Below are 15,839 nucleotides of genomic sequence, written 5' to 3' on the forward strand. Positions count from 1 at the left end.
TTTTACACTGCTCTGAAATCCCGGAGAGCCAGCTACTTATAAAGTGGTAAGGATTTCGTATCCTGCTTCTGTAAGAGCAATCGTGTGCTCAAAATGGGCACACCATTTACCATCTACCGTTACCACTGTCCAGTCATCAGATAGTGTTTTTACATATCGTCTTCCTTGATTCACCATCGGCTCAACACAGATGACCATGCCCGGCTTTAATCTAGGGCCTCTATTTGGTGGACCATAGTGCGGGATTTGAGGGTCCTCATGTAAGTCTTGCCCGATTCCGTGACCAACATACTCCCTAACGATCGAGAATCCCTTCTCTTCAGCATGGGTTTGAACCGCATGTGAGATATTTGATAATCTCTCGCCTGGTTTTACTTGTTCTAGACCAAGATACAACGATTTTTCTGTGACATCAAGTAGCTTTTGAACAGATTCAGAAATGTTTCCAACTGGATACGTCCATGCAGAATCTCCATGGTACCCATTGTATTTCGCACCAATATCGATACTGATGATATCGCCCTCTTTGAGCTTGCGCTTCCCTGGAATTCCGTGTACAAGCTCTTCATTTACAGAAGCACATATGCTCCCCGGAAATCCGTTGTATCCTTTAAAAGATGGCGTAGCACCATATTTTTGAATCGTCTTTTCCGCTATTTGATCGAGCTCTTTCGTTGTAATTCCTGGAGTAATGTGTTGTTTTAACTCTTGATGAGTTAAAGCAACGATCCTGCCAGCTTCTCGCATGATTTCTATCTCGCGAGGAGTTTTGCAGATTATCATTACGCTAAGCCTCCGATGAGAACATCGATATCAGCAAATACTTTATTGATATCTTGCTCACCATTAATGCTTTGTAGGTAACCAAGCTCCTCGTAGAAATCAAGCAAAGGTTTAGTTTGCTTAATATTTACATCTAAGCGATTTGCTACAGTTTCTTCATTGTCATCAGAGCGTTGATATAATTCGCCACCACATTTATCGCACACGTCAGCTTTTGCTGGCGCATTGAATTCTAAGTGGTAAGTCGCACCGCACTCTTTACAAATGCGACGGCCTGTAAGGCGTTTTAATAACAACCCTGAATCCACATTAATGTTTAAAACATAGTCGATTTTTTTGCCAAGATCTTTCATAATCTCTTCAAGAGCTGATGCTTGTGCAACAGTTCGTGGGAAACCATCTAATAAGAAGCCTCTTACACAGTCTTCTTGGCTTAAACGTTCACGAACGATTCCGATTGTAACTTCATCTGGAACAAGTGCACCTTTATCAATAAAAGATTTTGCTTGTAAACCCATTTCAGTTTCAGCCTTCATAGCTGCACGGAACATATCTCCTGTTGAGATGTGAGGGATGTTATACTTGGCAACAATCTGTTCGGCTTGTGTACCTTTACCAGCACCAGGAAGCCCCATTAAAATTAAGTTCATCCTTGTTCCCCCTCAGAGTACATGAGCATGTAGGGAAGACAATACTTCCCACTTACTCACTGCTTGATAAACCCTTTGTAATGGCGTTTTACCAGTTGGCTTTCTAGCTGCTTCATTGTTTCTAAAGCAACGCCGACAACGATTAACATACTCGTTCCACCGATCTGTGCAGATGGAGGAAGATTTCCCAGCTTCGTAAAGATAACTGGTAAGATTGCAATCGCTGCTAGGAAAATTGATCCTACAAAGGTCAAACGATACAAGATTTTTGTTAGATATTGTTCCGTATTCTTACCCGGACGAATACCTGGAACATATCCACCTTGTTTGTTTAGATTCTCTGACATTTGCTCTGGATTAACCTGAACAAACGCATAGAAATATGTGAAGGCTACAATGAGCGCAACATATATGATCATTCCCACTGGGTGAGAATAGTTAAAGTTTGCAATAATCCACTGCGATACATCATGTTTCGGGAAGAACTGTGCAATAGTCGGAGGCGTAATTAAGAATGAAACAGCAAAAATTACTGGAATAACACCAGCACTATTTACCTTAAGCGGTAAATGTGTATTTTGTGCTCCAGCATAACCACCATTTCCTCCTGTTACACGCTTCGCATATTGAATTGGGATCTTTCTAACAGCCTGTTGAATGAAAATAACACCCACAACAACTGCTAGCACAGCTAGTAAAATCAATGCAACTTTAACGATACTCATGAACAATTGATCTCCGATATTTTGAAACTGTTGCTGATACACTTGAGATATAACACTTGGGATCGCTGCGGCAATACCACCAAAGATCAGGATGGAAATACCATTACCTACACCTTTAGCTGTAATCTGTTCACCTAACCACATTAAAAATGCAGTACCAGCAGTCAGTACCGTAGCAATGTATAAATAAGTGCTCCAACCAGGATTCAAAATTAATTGTCCACCTACCATACCGTTAAAACCGATTGACATACCAAACCCCTGAATAAACGCAAGAACAATTGTAAAATAACGCGTGAATTGCGTTAATTTACGACGGCCCATTTCACCTTGCTTCGCCCATTCCGAAAATTTAGGAACAACATCCATCTGCAATAATTGCACGATGATGGATGCTGTAATATACGGCATGATTCCCATCGCAAAGATGGAGAAGTTTTTCAAGGCTCCACCGCCAAATGTATTTAGAATACCTAAAGCATTTAATTGATCTTGTGCCTTCAGTACGTCTCCATTTGTAAATGGCACGGGGATAAACGTGCCAATCCTGAATACGATTAACATCGCTAAAGTGAATAATATTTTACGTCTTATCTCAGCAACGCGCATAAAGTTGGAGATTGTACGAAACATTAGATCACCTCAACTGATCCGCCAGCTGCTTCAATTGCTTCTTTAGCACTTGAAGAGAACTTGTGCGCTTTAACAGTTAGTTTTTTCTCTACTGCGCCGCTTGCAAGAATTTTAACACCGTCGTTTAATTTGCTGATAACGCCAGTTTCCAGCAATAATTCAGGTGTTACTTCTGTACCATCTTCAAAACGATTTAACGTTGATAAGTTTACAATAGCAAACTCTTTACGGTTAATGTTTGTGAAGCCGCGTTTTGGTAAACGACGGAATAATGGAGTTTGACCACCTTCGAAGCCAAGACGAACACCGCCGCCAGAACGTGCGTTTTGTCCTTTATGACCTTTACCAGCAGTTTTACCGTTACCAGAACCGATACCACGACCGACACGGTTACGTACTTTACGAGAACCTTCTGCAGGTTTTAATTCATGAAGTTTCATTCCCAGGCACCTCCTTATATTAATGAGTTATCCTTAAGCTTCTTTTACAGTTACAAGGTGAGAAACTTTGTTGATCATACCAAGAATAGCAGGAGTTTCTTCCTTAACTACAGTTGAATTCAACTTTTTAAGACCTAAAGCTTCTACCGTCGCACGTTGATCTTGTGGACGACCAATTACACTACGAGTGAGGGTAATTTCTAACTTTTTCGCCATTTGTTTTCCCTCCTTAACCTAGTAGCTCTTCTACAGATTTACCGCGTAATTTTGCAACATCTTCAGCGCGCTTAAGTTCGCTTAATCCGTTCACAGTAGCGCGAATCATGTTGATTGGTGTGTTAGAACCAAGAGATTTCGAAAGAATATCTTGTACACCTGCTAATTCAAGGACCGCACGAACAGGTCCACCAGCAATAACACCAGTACCCTCAGCAGCAGGTTTTAAGAATACTTCACCAGCTCCAAAATGACCGTTGATTGTGTGTGGAATTGTTGTACCAACTAATGGTACAGCGATTAAGTTTTTCTTAGCGTCTTCGATAGCTTTGCGGATTGCGTCTGGTACCTCTTGTGCTTTACCAGTACCGAATCCAACATGACCGTTTTTATCGCCAACTACAACTAGTGCAGCAAAGCGGAAACGACGACCACCCTTAACAACTTTCGCGACACGATTTATCGTAACTACACGTTCTTCAAGTTCTAATTTACTTGGGTCAATGCGATGCATCAATTTTCCCTCCTTTGACCATTAAAATTGTAATCCAGCCTCACGAGCAGCTTCAGCTAGAGCTTTAACACGGCCATGGTATAAGTAACCACCGCGATCAAATACTACTTCTTTAACGCCTTTCTCTACAGCACGCTTAGCAACTGATTCTCCAACTTTCGTAGCAGCTTCAATATTGCTAGTACCGTTAAGAGCAAGGTCTTTATCAAGAGTAGATGCACTTACTAACGTTACACCATTCACATCATCAATAACTTGAGCGTAAATATGTTGGTTAGAACGGAACACGTTTAAACGTGGACGCTCTGCAGTACCAGTAAGTTTAGCACGTACACGTGCATGTCTTTTCTTACGAGTCGCATTTTTATCAGCTTTAGTGATCATTCTTGTCACTCCTTTCTCTCACCTAACGGGTTTACTTAGCAGTTTTACCTTCTTTACGACGAACAACTTCGCCTTCGTAACGAATACCTTTACCTTTGTAAGGCTCAGGAGCACGTACAGCACGGATGTTAGCAGCAAATTCGCCAACACGTTGCTTGTCGATACCTTTGATTACGATCTTAGTTGGTGCAGGTACTTCAACTTCAAGACCTGCTTCCGGAGTCATTTCTACTGGATGAGAATAACCTACGCTTAATACAAGTTTATCACCTTGTTTTTGAGCACGGTAACCAACACCGACTAATTCAAGTCCGCGTGCGAAACCTTCAGTTACACCTTCAACCATGTTTCCGATTAAAGCACGAGTTGTACCGTGTAATGCACGGTGTTCCTTCTGTTCAGATGGACGCTCAACTGTTAATGTATTCTCTTCAATTTTGATAAGCATATCAGCATTGAAAGTACGAGTTAATTCACCTTTAGGGCCTTTTACTGTTACAGTATTGTCTTCTGCAACTGTAATAGTAACACCTGCAGGGATTTCAAGAATCTTTTTACCAATACGAGACATGTGGTCACACCTCCGTTCGTTTTAAATATATATTACCAAACGTATGCTACTACTTCTCCACCAGTTTGTAATTGACGAGCGTCTTTGTCTGTCATTACTCCCTTAGATGTAGAAACAAGAGCGATACCTAATCCGTTAAGTACACGTGGTACTTCGTCAGCTTTAGCGTAAACGCGTAAGCCAGGTTTACTGATACGTTTTAATCCAGTGATTACACGTTCATTGTTTGCACCATATTTCAGGAAAATACGAAGGATACCTTGTTTGTTATCCTCGATGTATTCTACATCACGAATGAAACCTTCACGTTTTAAAAGTTCAGCGATCTCTTTTTTGATTTTAGAAGCAGGAACCTCTAATTTCTCATGACGTACCATGTTCGCATTACGGATGCGAGTAAGCATGTCTGCAATTGGATCTGTCATCACCATGTGTTTTACCTCCTTCCCATTTGTGGGTTTTACCAACTAGCTTTTTTAACACCAGGAATTTGACCTTTATATGCAAGTTCACGGAAACAAATACGGCAAAGTTTAAATTTGCGGTATACAGAATGCGGACGACCGCAGCGTTCGCAACGTGTATACTCTTGTACTTTAAACTTAGGAGTACGCTTTTGTTTCGCTATCATAGATTTTTTAGCCACGTTTTCGCCTCCTCTACTTAGCGTTGGCTTCCATTATTTTTGGAATGGCATACCGAATTGTGTTAACAGTTCACGAGCTTCTTCATCAGTTTTCGCTGTAGTAACGATTACGATGTCCATACCGCGGACTTTGCTTACTTTATCATAATCAATCTCAGGGAAAATAAGTTGCTCTTTAACACCTAATGTGTAGTTTCCACGACCATCGAATGATTTCTTAGAAACACCACGGAAATCACGTACACGTGGTAAAGAAACTGATACTAATTTGTCGAAGAACTCATACATTTGCTCGCCGCGTAAAGTTACTTTCGCACCGATTGGCATACCTTCACGAAGACGGAAACCAGCGATTGATTTTTTAGCACGAGTTACAACAGGTTTTTGACCTGTGATTTGTGTTAATTCTTCTACTGCGTTGTCTAACGCTTTTGAGTTAGATACCGCGTCACCAACACCAGTGTTGATTACGATCTTTTCGATTTTTGGTACCTGCATTACAGATTTATAGTTAAACTTGCTCACTAGAGCAGGAGTAATTTCCTTTTGGAACTTCTCTTTAAGGCGATTCAATGAAGTGACCTCCTTTCTTAAGAAAATTATTTATCTAATAATTCACCAGATTTTTTTGCAATACGAACTTTTTTACCATCTTCTACTTTGAAGCCTACACGAGTAGGTTCACCTGTTTTCGGATCTAAAATCATAACGTTAGAAACGTGAATAGGTGCTTCTTTAGTAATAATTCCACCTTGTGGATTTAATTGAGATGGCTTAGAGTGCTTCTTAACGATATTGACACCCTCAACGATAACACGGTTTTGCTTTGGGAAAGCCACAAGGATAACGCCTTGTTTTCCTTTGTCTTTACCAGTGATTACCTGTACTTTATCACCTTTTTTTACATGCATCTTAATTCTGCACCTCCTTAGCAAGGCAATACCTTAAATTATAGAACTTCTGGAGCTAAAGAAACGATCTTCATGAAGTTGCTATCACGTAATTCACGAGCTACTGGTCCGAAGATACGAGTACCACGTGGGCTCTTATCGTCTTTAATGATAACCGCTGCGTTTTCATCAAATTTGATGTAAGAACCGTCCGGACGACGAGCTCCGCTCTTCGTACGTACTACTACTGCTTTAACAACGTCACCTTTTTTAACAACGCCACCTGGTGTTGCTTGTTTTACCGTAGCAACGATAATGTCACCAATGTTAGCATATTTACGACCAGAGCCGCCTAATACTTTAATTGTTAAAAGTTCACGTGCACCAGAGTTGTCAGCAACTTTCAAACGAGATTCTTGTTGGATCATGTTATGAAACCTCCCTTCGGACTAAAAATTCCGATTCGTCTATTTAGATAATAACCGCTTCTTCAACGATTTCAACTAAACGGAAACGCTTAGTAGCAGAAAGCGGGCGAGTTTCCATGATTTTAACGATATCGCCAAGTTTCGCTTGGTTTTGCTCATCATGGGCTTTGTACTTCTTAGAATACTTAACACGTTTTCCGTACAAGGAATGAGTTTTGTAAGTTTCAACTAAAACTGTAATCGTTTTGTCCATTTTGTCAGACACTACACGACCAGTATAAACTTTGCGTTGGTTACGTTCGCTCACTATGCAAACCTCCCCTCAATTTATCGATTAATTCCGATCTCTCTTTCACGAACTACAGTTTTCATACGAGCAATTGCTTTACGCACTTCACGAATGCGAGTTGGATTCTCTAATTGTCCTGTAGCAAGTTGGAAGCGAAGATTAAACAACTCTTCCTTTAAAGCTTTAACTTTTGTTTCGATTTCGGCAGTGGTTAATTCACGAATATCATTAGTTTTCATTAGATTCACCACCATTTTCTTCACGTTTTACGAATTTACATTTCACAGGTAACTTGTGAGCTGCAAGACGTAATGCTTCGCGTGCTACCTCTTCAGATACACCCGCGATTTCGAACATAATTTTCCCAGGTTTTACTACTGCTACCCAGCCTTCTGGTGCCCCTTTACCGGAACCCATACGTACTTCTAGAGGTTTTGCAGTGTAAGGTTTAGAAGGGAAAATTTTAATCCATACTTTACCGCCACGTTTCATGTAACGAGTCATTGCACGACGAGCAGCTTCGATTTGACGGTTTGTAATCCATGAAGCAGCTTGTGCTTGTAAACCGAATTCACCGAAAGCAATTTCAGTTCCACCTTTTGCACGACCACGCATTTTACCACGATGCTCTCTACGATATTTTACGCGTTTTGGCATTAACATATTATTTTCCTCCTTCCTCAGAAGCTTTCTTTTTTGTAGGAAGGACTTCTCCACGGTAGATCCATACTTTTACGCCTAATTTACCGTATGTTGTATCAGCTTCAACTGCTGCATAGTCAATATCAGCGCGAAGTGTATGAAGTGGAACAGTTCCTTCACTGTAAGATTCTGCACGAGCGATATCAGCTCCGCCAAGACGACCAGAAACCTGTGTTTTAATACCTTTAGCACCTGCACGCATAGCACGTTGAATAACTTGCTTTTGTGCACGACGGAATGATACACGGTTTTCTAATTGACGAGCAATGTTTTCGCCTACTAATTTAGCGTTAAGATCAGCTCTCTTAACTTCTAAAATGTTGATGTGTACACGCTTGCCTGTTAATTGGTTAAGAGCTTTACGAAGTGCTTCAACTTCAGTACCACCTTTACCAATTACCATACCAGGTTTTGCTGTGTGAATTGTAACATTTACACGATTTGCTGCACGTTCGATTTCTACTTTAGCAACAGCAGAATCTTTTAAGCGTACATTAATGTACTCACGGATTTTGATGTCTTCATGTAATAATGTAGCGTAATCTTTCTCAGCGAACCAACGAGATTCCCAGTCACGGATAACGCCGACACGAAGACCAATTGGATTAACCTTTTGACCCATCGATTATCCCTCCTTCTTTTCTGATACCACAACTGTGATGTGGCTTGTGCGTTTGTTAATTTGGCTTGCACGACCCATTGCACGTGGACGGAAACGTTTTAACGTTGGACCTTCGTCAACGAAAACTTTCTCAACAACTAGGCTGTTAATGTCCATTTCATAATTGTGCTCTGCATTTGCGATTGCAGATTTTAAAACTTTTTCTACAACTGGAGAAGCAGTTTTTGGTGTGTGGTTAAGGATAGCAATCGCTTCACCCACTTGCTTACCTCGGATTAAGTCTACAACTAAACGAACTTTACGAGGAGCAATACGAACTGTTCTCGCTACTGCTTTAGCTTGCATTGAAGTGCCTCCTCTCATTATCTTCTAGTTTTCTTATCGTCAGCATCATGACCTTTATACGTACGAGTTGGTGCGAATTCACCTAACTTGTGGCCTACCATGTCTTCAGTAACATATACAGGTACATGTTTACGACCGTCATATACAGCGATTGTGTGACCGATGAACTGAGGGAAGATCGTTGAACGACGAGACCAAGTTTTAACAACTTGCTTTTGCTCAGTTTCATTTAGCTTTGCAATTTTACTCATTAAATGATCATCGACAAATGGTCCTTTTTTCAAGCTACGAGCCATTTTGGTGCCTCCCTTCGTGATTGCCGTACGGTTCTCAAAGTGAACCGTACTACAATCCCATTATTTTTTACGACGACGAACGATGAATTTGTCAGACGCTTTGTTTTTCTTACGAGTTTTGAATCCAAGAGTTGGTTTACCCCATGGAGACATTGGAGACTTACGTCCGATTGGTGAACGTCCTTCACCACCACCGTGTGGGTGATCAACTGGGTTCATTACAGAACCACGAACAGTTGGGCGCTTACCTAACCAGCGAGAGCGACCAGCTTTACCGATCTTGATAAGTTCGTGTGACTCGTTACCAACTTGACCTACAGTTGCACGGCAAGCAGATAATACAAGACGCACTTCACCAGAAGTTAAACGTACAAGAACGTATTTACCTTCTTTACCAAGTACTTGTGCAGATGTACCAGCAGAACGAACTAATTGTCCACCACGACCTGGTTTAAGCTCGATGTTATGAACAACAGTACCTACTGGAATGTTGATTAATGGTAATGCGTTACCGATTTTAATGTCAGCTTCAGCGCCAGACATAATTTCCATACCTACTTCTAAGTTCTTAGGAGCAAGAATGTAACGTTTTTCACCGTCAACGTAGTTAATTAATGCGATATTCGCAGAGCGGTTTGGATCGTATTCGATCGTAGCAACGCGTCCTGGAATTCCATCTTTGTTACGTTTGAAGTCGATGATACGGTATTGACGCTTATGTCCGCCACCTTGATGACGTACAGTGATTTTACCTTGGTTATTACGACCAGCCTTTTTGCTTAAAGGAGCAAGTAAAGACTTTTCGGGTCTGTCAGTCGTGATTTCAGCGAAATCATTCGTAGTCATGTTACGACGACCGTTAGTAGTTGGATTATACTTTTTAATTCCCATCTCAATTTCCCTCCTTCTTTAGTAAGAATTAAACGCCTTGGAAGATTTCGATTTCTTTGCTGTCAGCAGTTAGCTTAACGATTGCTTTACGACGACGGCTAGTAAAACCAGCGTGACGACCAACGCGTTTTGCTTTCGGCTTGTAGTTCATGATGTTCACTTTTTCTACTTTAACACCAAAGATCGCTTCTAGAGCATCTTTAACTTCTGTTTTATTAGATTTAACGTCCACATCGAACGTGTATTTTTTTTCAGCCATCATTTCCATAGAACGTTCAGTGATAACTGGGCGCTTAATGATATCACGAGGATCTCTCATTATGCAAGCACCTCCTCTACTTTTTCCACTGCCGCTTTTGTCATGATTAGCTTATCATGATGAAGCACGTCTAAAACGTTTACGCCATCAGCAGTGATTACTGTTACTCCAGGGATATTGCGAGCAGATAACTCTACAGATTCGTTTGCATCAGCAGTTACGATAAGAGCTTTCTTCTCAACAGTTAATCCTTTAAGTACTGCTAGCATATCTTTTGTTTTTGGTGCATTTAACACTAGGTCTTCAAGAACTACAATGTTGTTCTCAACTACTTTAGTAGCTAATGCAGATTTGATTGCTAAACGACGAACTTTCTTAGGAAGTTTGTACGCATAGCTTCTTGGTGTAGGTCCGAATACCGTACCACCACCACGCCATTGAGGAGAGCGGATAGACCCTTGACGAGCACGTCCAGTTCCTTTTTGACGCCATGGTTTACGACCACCACCGCGAACTTCAGAGCGAGTTTTTACTTTGTGTGTACCTTGACGTAAAGATGCACGTTGCATCATTACAGCTTCGAAAAGTACAGCTTCATTTGGTTCGATACCGAAAATAGCTTCAGCTAATTCGATTTCACCAACCTGTGAACCAGTTTGGTTATATACAGTAACTTTTGGCATTGGAATTCCTCCTTCCTATTGTGAATTATTTGCTAACCTTCACAGCGCCTTGAACAACTACAAGAGATTTCTTAGCACCTGGAACGTTACCTTTTACTAGTAATAAGTTGCGCTCAGTGTCAACTTGAACGATTTCTAAGTTTTGGATAGTAACTTGGTCTCCACCCATACGTCCAGCAAGTTTTTTGCCTTTGAATACACGGTTCGGAGCAACTGGGCCCATTGAACCTGGACGACGGTGATAGCGAGAACCATGAGACATAGGTCCGCGAGATTGTCCGTGGCGTTTGATAACACCTTGGAAACCTTTACCTTTAGAAATTCCTGTTACATCAACGATTTCACCTGTAGCGAATACGTCAACTTTTACCTCTTGACCAACCTCTAATCCGTCCACGTCTGCATCGCGGATTTCGCGAATGAAGCGCTTAGGAGTTGTAGATGCTTTAGCAGTGTGGCCTTGTTCAGGTTTGTTAGTTAACTTTTCACGTTTATCTTCAAATCCTAACTGAATTGCGTTGTAGCCATCAGTTTCAGTTGTTTTCTTTTGAAGAACAACGTTTGGATTAGCAGCGATAACTGTTACTGGGATTAACTCACCGTTCTCAGCAAATACTTGAGTCATACCGATCTTTCTTCCTAAGATTCCTTTGGTCATGAGTTACACCTCCTACATTTTTAAGTTATATAAATTATAGTTTGATTTCGATATCTACACCAGATGGTAAGTCTAAACGCATTAATGAATCTACTGTTTGTGGAGTAGGACTCACGATGTCGATTAGACGTTTGTGCGTGCGCATTTCGAATTGCTCACGAGAATCTTTGTACTTATGAACAGCACGAAGAATTGTGTAAACAGTTTTTTCAGTTGGTAATGGGATCGGACCAGAAACTGTTGCCCCAGAACGCTTAGCTGTTTCTACAATTTTCTCAGCTGACTGATCAAGAATACGGTGATCGTAAGCTTTTAAACGGATACGAATTTTTTCTTTTGCCATTATTTTCCCTCCTTCGTTCGCCTATTTCTAAAATAGACCTTCTCCATGGAAATTTCCCCACACCATGCCATGGCAAAGCGGCCGGGTGTGTCAGCAACCTTCCACTTCATCGCAGTCAAAGACCAACATTGCCTATTATACAATGTTATTCGTCTAGATGCAAGCATCTTTTTGTTTGCATCTGCTTTTCTCTACTTTTGCTATTATACATGGCACTTTAAAGAATTTCAAGTTTTCATCTACCAGAATTCATTTTACAGTTTCTGGGTTTTGTTTATTACTTTTTATATACTATAGAAGAAACTCGTCAAAACATAAAAATATGATTTCATTTATTATATAAACGCAAACAAAAACCCCAAGGGAAAATCCCTTGAGGTTTTTTATATCAGTTAAGATTACTCAACGATAGTAGCAACTACACCGTAACCTACTGTACGTCCACCTTCACGAATAGAGAATTTAGTTCCCTCTTCGATAGCGATTGGAGCGATAAGTTCGATAGTCATTTCGATGTTGTCACCAGGCATTACCATTTCAGTACCTTCTGGTAATTGGATGATACCAGTTACGTCAGTTGTACGGAAGTAGAACTGAGGACGGTAGTTAGCGAAGAATGGAGTGTGACGTCCACCTTCTTCTTTAGATAATACGAAAACTTCAGCTTTGAATTTAGCGTGAGCTTTTACAGAACCGCTTTTCGCAAGTACTTGTCCACGTTGGATGTCTTCACGAGCAACCCCACGAAGTAAAGCACCGATGTTGTCACCAGCTTGAGCTTGGTCAAGAAGTTTACGGAACATTTCTACACCAGTTACAGTTGTAGAAGCATTTTCTTCAGCAAGACCGATGATTTCTACAACGTCACCAACTTTAACGATACCGCGCTCAACACGACCAGTAGCAACTGTACCACGACCTGTGATAGAGAATACGTCCTCTACAGGCATTAAGAATGGTTTGTCAGTTTCACGTTCTGGAGTTGGGATGTAAGCATCAACTTCAGCCATTAATTCAATGATTTTTGCTTCCCAATCAGCTTCTCCTTGAAGAGCTTTAAGAGCAGAACCTTTGATTACAGGAATGTCGTCGCCTGGGAATCCGTATTCAGATAATAGGTCGCGAACTTCCATTTCTACTAATTCTAATAATTCTTCGTCGTCTACCATGTCGCATTTGTTTAAGAATACAACGATGTAAGGTACACCTACTTGACGAGAAAGAAGGATGTGCTCACGAGTTTGAGGCATTGGGCCATCAGCAGCAGATACTACTAAGATACCGCCGTCCATTTGAGCAGCACCAGTGATCATGTTTTTAACATAGTCAGCGTGACCTGGGCAGTCAACGTGTGCATAGTGACGAGTTTCAGTTTCGTACTCAACGTGTGCAGTTGAGATTGTGATACCGCGCTCTCTTTCTTCTGGAGCAGCATCGATTTGATCGTATCCGCGTGCTTCAGCACCACCAGCTTTTGCAAGTACTGTAGTGATCGCAGCAGTTAATGTAGTTTTACCATGGTCAACGTGGCCGATTGTACCGATGTTAACATGGGGTTTAGAACGTTCGAATTTAGCTTTAGCCATTCTAAATTCCTCCTTAGTTTATATAGGTTATTTTATATTTAGGCTAGAAAGCGAAACTTGCGTCCCACTTTCTAAGCTTACATAAGTAGTTATACGTGAAGAATCGATAAAAATCAATTATTCACCTTTATTTTTTTTGATAATTTCTTCAGAAACAGACTTTGGTACTTCTTCATAGTGGTCAAACACCATAGAGAATGTTCCGCGTCCTTGAGTGTTAGAACGTAATGACGTTGCATAACCAAACATTTCAGAAAGTGGAACCATAGCGCGAACAACTTGAGCGTTACCGCGAGCTTCCATACCTTCTACACGTCCACGACGAGATGTTACGTCACCCATAATGTCACCCATGTACTCTTCAGGAATTACAACTTCAACTTTCATCATTGGCTCAAGAATTACTGGGTTACATTTAGAAACCGCAGCTTTAAGGGCCATAGATGCAGCGATTTTGAACGCCATCTCAGATGAATCGACATCATGGTAAGATCCGTCAACTAATGCAGCTTTAATGTCTACTACTGGATATCCAGCAAGTACACCATTTTTAAGTGCATCTTCAAGACCTGCGCCTACAGCTGGGATGTATTCACGTGGAACAACACCACCGACGATCTTGTTTTCGAATTCGAATCCTTTACCTTCTTCATTAGGTTCAAACTCAATCCAAACGTGACCGAATTGTCCACGTCCACCAGATTGACGAGCGAACTTACCTTCAACTTTCGCAGCAGCGCGGAAAGTCTCACGGTATGCTACCTGAGGAGCACCAACGTTTGCTTCAACTTTGAATTCACGGCGCATACGGTCAACGATGATATCAAGGTGAAGTTCACCCATACCAGCGATGATTGTTTGGCCAGTTTCTTGGTCAGTGTGAGCACGGAATGTTGGATCTTCTTCAGAAAGCTTAGATAATGCTGTACCCATTTTATCTTGGTCAGCTTTAGATTTTGGTTCGATAGCTACAGAGATAACTGGCTCTGGGAATTCCATAGACTCAAGGATAACAAGGCTCTTCTCGTCACAAAGAGTATCACCAGTAGTAGTATCTTTTAAACCTACAGCAGCAGCGATATCACCAGCGTAAACTGTTGAAATCTCTTCACGGCTGTTAGCGTGCATTTGTAGGATACGACCTACACGCTCACGCTTACCTTTAGTTGAGTTTTTCACGTATGATCCAGAGTTTAACACACCAGAATACACACGGAAGAACGTTAACTTACCAACATAAGGGTCAGTCATGATTTTGAATGCTAATGCAGAGAAAGGCTCTTCATCGCTAGACTTACGTTCTACTTCTTCATCTGTATCAGGAACGATACCTTTAATAGCAGGTACGTCTAATGGAGATGGTAGGTAGTCGATAACTGCGTCTAACAGAATTTGAACACCTTTGTTTTTGAATGCAGAACCACAGATTACTGGGAAGAATTCTACAGAAGTAGTAGCCTTACGGATACCAGCTTTAAGCTCTTCTACAGTGATTTCTTCACCTTCTAGGTACTTCATCATCATTTCTTCATCTAGCTCAGCTACCGCTTCGATAAGTTTTCCACGGTATTCTTCAGCTAGTTCTTTGTGCTCTTCAGGAATTTCAACACGTTGAATGTCTGTTCCTAAATCGTTACCGTACATGTAAGCACATTCTTCAACAAGGTCAATGATACCATTGAACTCATCTTCAGCACCGATTGGTAACTGAATTGGGTGTGCGTTTGCTTGTAAACGATCGTGGATTGTTCCTACAGAGTATAAGAAATCTGCACCGATTTTGTCCATTTTGTTAACGAATACGATACGAGGTACGCCGTAAGTAGTAGCCTGACGCCAAACAGTTTCTGTTTGTGGTTCTACACCAGATTGTGCATCAAGTACTGCTACCGCGCCATCAAGTACGCGTAAAGAACGTTCTACTTCTACTGTGAAGTCTACGTGACCTGGAGTGTCAATGATGTTTACACGGTGACCTTTCCATTGTGCTGTAGTTGCAGCGGAAGTAATTGTGATACCACGCTCTTGCTCTTGCTCCATCCAGTCCATCTGAGATGCACCTTCGTGAGTTTCACCGATTTTGTGAATACGTCCTGTGTAGTACAGAATACGCTCAGTAGCTGTTGTTTTACCAGCATCGATGTGAGCCATGATACCAATATTACGAGTGTTTTCTAAAGAGAACTCTCTTGCCATTTGGTGTCTTGCTCCTTCCATATATGGATTGGATTTTTTATTTTAAGTAGCAAAAAAGCCACTTTATATTGTTACACATGTCAGTATGT

Annotated in this window: 26 protein-coding genes; all 26 read right to left on the reverse strand. The window is 41.2% G+C overall.

What is annotated here, in order from left to right; translation table 11 throughout:
• Positions 1-36 precede the first annotated feature (36 nt).
• The 26 genes from map to fusA all read right to left on the reverse strand — a co-directional run bounded on the left by map (position 37) and on the right by fusA (position 15,750).
• A complete protein-coding gene (map, locus tag ACVWY7_RS25915) occupies positions 37-783 on the reverse strand; it encodes a type I methionyl aminopeptidase (RefSeq protein ID WP_456524065.1) in 747 nt (248 codons plus the stop codon).
• Positions 783-1,433, reverse strand: a complete 651-nt coding sequence (locus tag ACVWY7_RS25920; protein ID WP_001048992.1) for an adenylate kinase — start codon at positions 1,431-1,433, stop codon at positions 783-785. Before ACVWY7_RS25920 ends, map begins: the two co-directional genes overlap by 1 nt.
• A gap of 56 nt (positions 1,434-1,489) precedes the next feature.
• Positions 1,490-2,791: a preprotein translocase subunit SecY gene (gene secY, locus ACVWY7_RS25925; protein WP_000490115.1), complete on the reverse strand. Its 1,302-nt coding sequence runs from the start codon at positions 2,789-2,791 to the stop codon at positions 1,490-1,492.
• The gene (rplO, locus tag ACVWY7_RS25930; RefSeq protein WP_000766080.1) at positions 2,791-3,231 is read right to left on the reverse strand and encodes a 50S ribosomal protein L15; all 441 of its coding nucleotides are present in this window, start codon (positions 3,229-3,231) and stop codon (positions 2,791-2,793) included. The genes secY and rplO overlap by 1 nt, the downstream gene beginning before the upstream one ends.
• Positions 3,232-3,264: 33 nt before the next feature.
• Complete coding sequence (gene rpmD / locus ACVWY7_RS25935) at positions 3,265-3,447, reverse strand: 50S ribosomal protein L30 (RefSeq protein WP_001085234.1); 183 nt, start codon at positions 3,445-3,447, stop codon at positions 3,265-3,267.
• Between the two features lie 13 nt (positions 3,448-3,460).
• Complete coding sequence (rpsE, locus tag ACVWY7_RS25940; protein ID WP_000554646.1) at positions 3,461-3,961, reverse strand: 30S ribosomal protein S5; 501 nt, start codon at positions 3,959-3,961, stop codon at positions 3,461-3,463.
• Positions 3,962-3,982: 21 nt separating this feature from the next.
• On the reverse strand, positions 3,983-4,345 hold the full coding sequence (rplR, locus tag ACVWY7_RS25945) for a 50S ribosomal protein L18 (protein ID WP_000628816.1): 363 nt from the start codon (positions 4,343-4,345) through the stop codon (positions 3,983-3,985).
• Between the two features lie 31 nt (positions 4,346-4,376).
• Positions 4,377-4,916: a 50S ribosomal protein L6 gene (gene rplF / locus ACVWY7_RS25950; RefSeq protein WP_000086558.1), complete on the reverse strand. Its 540-nt coding sequence runs from the start codon at positions 4,914-4,916 to the stop codon at positions 4,377-4,379.
• Between the two features lie 32 nt (positions 4,917-4,948).
• Positions 4,949-5,347, reverse strand: a complete 399-nt coding sequence (gene rpsH, locus ACVWY7_RS25955) for a 30S ribosomal protein S8 (RefSeq protein ID WP_000245511.1) — start codon at positions 5,345-5,347, stop codon at positions 4,949-4,951.
• A 29-nt stretch (positions 5,348-5,376) separates the two neighbouring features.
• Positions 5,377-5,562, reverse strand: coding sequence for a 30S ribosomal protein S14 (gene rpsN, locus ACVWY7_RS25960; RefSeq protein ID WP_001085700.1), 186 nt, complete (start codon positions 5,560-5,562; stop codon positions 5,377-5,379).
• A gap of 33 nt (positions 5,563-5,595) precedes the next feature.
• On the reverse strand, positions 5,596-6,135 hold the full coding sequence (rplE, locus tag ACVWY7_RS25965) for a 50S ribosomal protein L5 (RefSeq protein WP_001080831.1): 540 nt from the start codon (positions 6,133-6,135) through the stop codon (positions 5,596-5,598).
• A gap of 26 nt (positions 6,136-6,161) precedes the next feature.
• A complete protein-coding gene (rplX, locus tag ACVWY7_RS25970; RefSeq protein WP_000558200.1) occupies positions 6,162-6,473 on the reverse strand; it encodes a 50S ribosomal protein L24 in 312 nt (103 codons plus the stop codon).
• 38 nt (positions 6,474-6,511) lie between these two features.
• Positions 6,512-6,880: a 50S ribosomal protein L14 gene (rplN, locus tag ACVWY7_RS25975; RefSeq protein ID WP_000615912.1), complete on the reverse strand. Its 369-nt coding sequence runs from the start codon at positions 6,878-6,880 to the stop codon at positions 6,512-6,514.
• A gap of 43 nt (positions 6,881-6,923) precedes the next feature.
• Positions 6,924-7,187 carry a 30S ribosomal protein S17 gene (gene rpsQ, locus ACVWY7_RS25980; protein ID WP_000004106.1) on the reverse strand — a complete coding sequence of 88 codons (264 nt, stop codon included), beginning with the start codon at positions 7,185-7,187 and terminating at the stop codon, positions 6,924-6,926.
• A 20-nt stretch (positions 7,188-7,207) separates the two neighbouring features.
• A complete protein-coding gene (rpmC, locus tag ACVWY7_RS25985; RefSeq protein ID WP_000855718.1) occupies positions 7,208-7,408 on the reverse strand; it encodes a 50S ribosomal protein L29 in 201 nt (66 codons plus the stop codon).
• Positions 7,398-7,832, reverse strand: coding sequence for a 50S ribosomal protein L16 (rplP, locus tag ACVWY7_RS25990; RefSeq protein ID WP_000928969.1), 435 nt, complete (start codon positions 7,830-7,832; stop codon positions 7,398-7,400). The genes rpmC and rplP overlap by 11 nt, the downstream gene beginning before the upstream one ends.
• Before the next feature lies 1 nt (position 7,833).
• Complete coding sequence (rpsC, locus tag ACVWY7_RS25995) at positions 7,834-8,493, reverse strand: 30S ribosomal protein S3 (RefSeq protein ID WP_000529956.1); 660 nt, start codon at positions 8,491-8,493, stop codon at positions 7,834-7,836.
• A 3-nt stretch (positions 8,494-8,496) separates the two neighbouring features.
• Entirely contained in the window at positions 8,497-8,838 is a 342-nt protein-coding gene (gene rplV / locus ACVWY7_RS26000; protein ID WP_001148025.1) for a 50S ribosomal protein L22, read from the reverse strand.
• Positions 8,839-8,855: 17 nt separating this feature from the next.
• Positions 8,856-9,134 carry a 30S ribosomal protein S19 gene (gene rpsS / locus ACVWY7_RS26005; RefSeq protein WP_000124453.1) on the reverse strand — a complete coding sequence of 93 codons (279 nt, stop codon included), beginning with the start codon at positions 9,132-9,134 and terminating at the stop codon, positions 8,856-8,858.
• A 60-nt stretch (positions 9,135-9,194) separates the two neighbouring features.
• On the reverse strand, positions 9,195-10,025 hold the full coding sequence (gene rplB / locus ACVWY7_RS26010; protein ID WP_000511580.1) for a 50S ribosomal protein L2: 831 nt from the start codon (positions 10,023-10,025) through the stop codon (positions 9,195-9,197).
• Between the two features lie 28 nt (positions 10,026-10,053).
• Positions 10,054-10,344 carry a 50S ribosomal protein L23 gene (gene rplW, locus ACVWY7_RS26015; RefSeq protein ID WP_001205558.1) on the reverse strand — a complete coding sequence of 97 codons (291 nt, stop codon included), beginning with the start codon at positions 10,342-10,344 and terminating at the stop codon, positions 10,054-10,056.
• Positions 10,344-10,967, reverse strand: a complete 624-nt coding sequence (gene rplD, locus ACVWY7_RS26020; RefSeq protein ID WP_001127258.1) for a 50S ribosomal protein L4 — start codon at positions 10,965-10,967, stop codon at positions 10,344-10,346. Before rplD ends, rplW begins: the two co-directional genes overlap by 1 nt.
• Before the next feature lie 25 nt (positions 10,968-10,992).
• The gene (rplC, locus tag ACVWY7_RS26025) at positions 10,993-11,625 is read right to left on the reverse strand and encodes a 50S ribosomal protein L3 (RefSeq protein WP_000160207.1); all 633 of its coding nucleotides are present in this window, start codon (positions 11,623-11,625) and stop codon (positions 10,993-10,995) included.
• Between the two features lie 34 nt (positions 11,626-11,659).
• On the reverse strand, positions 11,660-11,968 hold the full coding sequence (gene rpsJ, locus ACVWY7_RS26030) for a 30S ribosomal protein S10 (RefSeq protein WP_001040596.1): 309 nt from the start codon (positions 11,966-11,968) through the stop codon (positions 11,660-11,662).
• Between the two features lie 398 nt (positions 11,969-12,366).
• Complete coding sequence (gene tuf / locus ACVWY7_RS26035; RefSeq protein WP_001029614.1) at positions 12,367-13,554, reverse strand: elongation factor Tu; 1,188 nt, start codon at positions 13,552-13,554, stop codon at positions 12,367-12,369.
• Positions 13,555-13,671: 117 nt separating this feature from the next.
• The gene (fusA, locus tag ACVWY7_RS26040; RefSeq protein ID WP_073525552.1) at positions 13,672-15,750 is read right to left on the reverse strand and encodes an elongation factor G; all 2,079 of its coding nucleotides are present in this window, start codon (positions 15,748-15,750) and stop codon (positions 13,672-13,674) included.
• Between the last annotated feature and the right edge of the window lie 89 nt (positions 15,751-15,839).

It is taken from the genome of Bacillus sp. TE9106W, from assembly GCF_054062215.1.

What these genes read in the sequence shown, in the direction of transcription:
- rpsC (WP_000529956.1), bottom strand. Translation starts at nt 8,493, where the DNA reads ATGGGTCAAAAGGTTAATCCAATTGGTCTTCGTGTCGGCGTTATCCGT.
- secY (WP_000490115.1), bottom strand. Translation starts at nt 2,791, where the DNA reads ATGTTTCGTACAATCTCCAACTTTATGCGCGTTGCTGAGATAAGACGT.
- rplR (WP_000628816.1), bottom strand. Translation starts at nt 4,345, where the DNA reads ATGATCACTAAAGCTGATAAAAATGCGACTCGTAAGAAAAGACATGCA.
- rplD (WP_001127258.1), bottom strand. Translation starts at nt 10,967, where the DNA reads ATGCCAAAAGTTACTGTATATAACCAAACTGGTTCACAGGTTGGTGAA.
- rplC (WP_000160207.1), bottom strand. Translation starts at nt 11,625, where the DNA reads ATGACCAAAGGAATCTTAGGAAGAAAGATCGGTATGACTCAAGTATTT.
- rpsH (WP_000245511.1), bottom strand. Translation starts at nt 5,347, where the DNA reads ATGGTGATGACAGATCCAATTGCAGACATGCTTACTCGCATCCGTAAT.
- rplX (WP_000558200.1), bottom strand. Translation starts at nt 6,473, where the DNA reads ATGCATGTAAAAAAAGGTGATAAAGTACAGGTAATCACTGGTAAAGAC.
- rplO (WP_000766080.1), bottom strand. Translation starts at nt 3,231, where the DNA reads ATGAAACTTCATGAATTAAAACCTGCAGAAGGTTCTCGTAAAGTACGT.
- rplF (WP_000086558.1), bottom strand. Translation starts at nt 4,916, where the DNA reads ATGTCTCGTATTGGTAAAAAGATTCTTGAAATCCCTGCAGGTGTTACT.
- fusA (WP_073525552.1), bottom strand. Translation starts at nt 15,750, where the DNA reads ATGGCAAGAGAGTTCTCTTTAGAAAACACTCGTAATATTGGTATCATG.
- rplW (WP_001205558.1), bottom strand. Translation starts at nt 10,344, where the DNA reads ATGAGAGATCCTCGTGATATCATTAAGCGCCCAGTTATCACTGAACGT.
- rplN (WP_000615912.1), bottom strand. Translation starts at nt 6,880, where the DNA reads ATGATCCAACAAGAATCTCGTTTGAAAGTTGCTGACAACTCTGGTGCA.
- rpsE (WP_000554646.1), bottom strand. Translation starts at nt 3,961, where the DNA reads ATGCATCGCATTGACCCAAGTAAATTAGAACTTGAAGAACGTGTAGTT.
- rpsS (WP_000124453.1), bottom strand. Translation starts at nt 9,134, where the DNA reads ATGGCTCGTAGCTTGAAAAAAGGACCATTTGTCGATGATCATTTAATG.
- map (WP_456524065.1), bottom strand. Translation starts at nt 783, where the DNA reads ATGATAATCTGCAAAACTCCTCGCGAGATAGAAATCATGCGAGAAGCT.
- rpmC (WP_000855718.1), bottom strand. Translation starts at nt 7,408, where the DNA reads ATGAAAACTAATGATATTCGTGAATTAACCACTGCCGAAATCGAAACA.
- rpmD (WP_001085234.1), bottom strand. Translation starts at nt 3,447, where the DNA reads ATGGCGAAAAAGTTAGAAATTACCCTCACTCGTAGTGTAATTGGTCGT.
- ACVWY7_RS25920 (WP_001048992.1), bottom strand. Translation starts at nt 1,433, where the DNA reads ATGAACTTAATTTTAATGGGGCTTCCTGGTGCTGGTAAAGGTACACAA.
- rplV (WP_001148025.1), bottom strand. Translation starts at nt 8,838, where the DNA reads ATGCAAGCTAAAGCAGTAGCGAGAACAGTTCGTATTGCTCCTCGTAAA.
- rpsJ (WP_001040596.1), bottom strand. Translation starts at nt 11,968, where the DNA reads ATGGCAAAAGAAAAAATTCGTATCCGTTTAAAAGCTTACGATCACCGT.
- rplB (WP_000511580.1), bottom strand. Translation starts at nt 10,025, where the DNA reads ATGGGAATTAAAAAGTATAATCCAACTACTAACGGTCGTCGTAACATG.
- tuf (WP_001029614.1), bottom strand. Translation starts at nt 13,554, where the DNA reads ATGGCTAAAGCTAAATTCGAACGTTCTAAACCCCATGTTAACATCGGT.
- rplP (WP_000928969.1), bottom strand. Translation starts at nt 7,832, where the DNA reads ATGTTAATGCCAAAACGCGTAAAATATCGTAGAGAGCATCGTGGTAAA.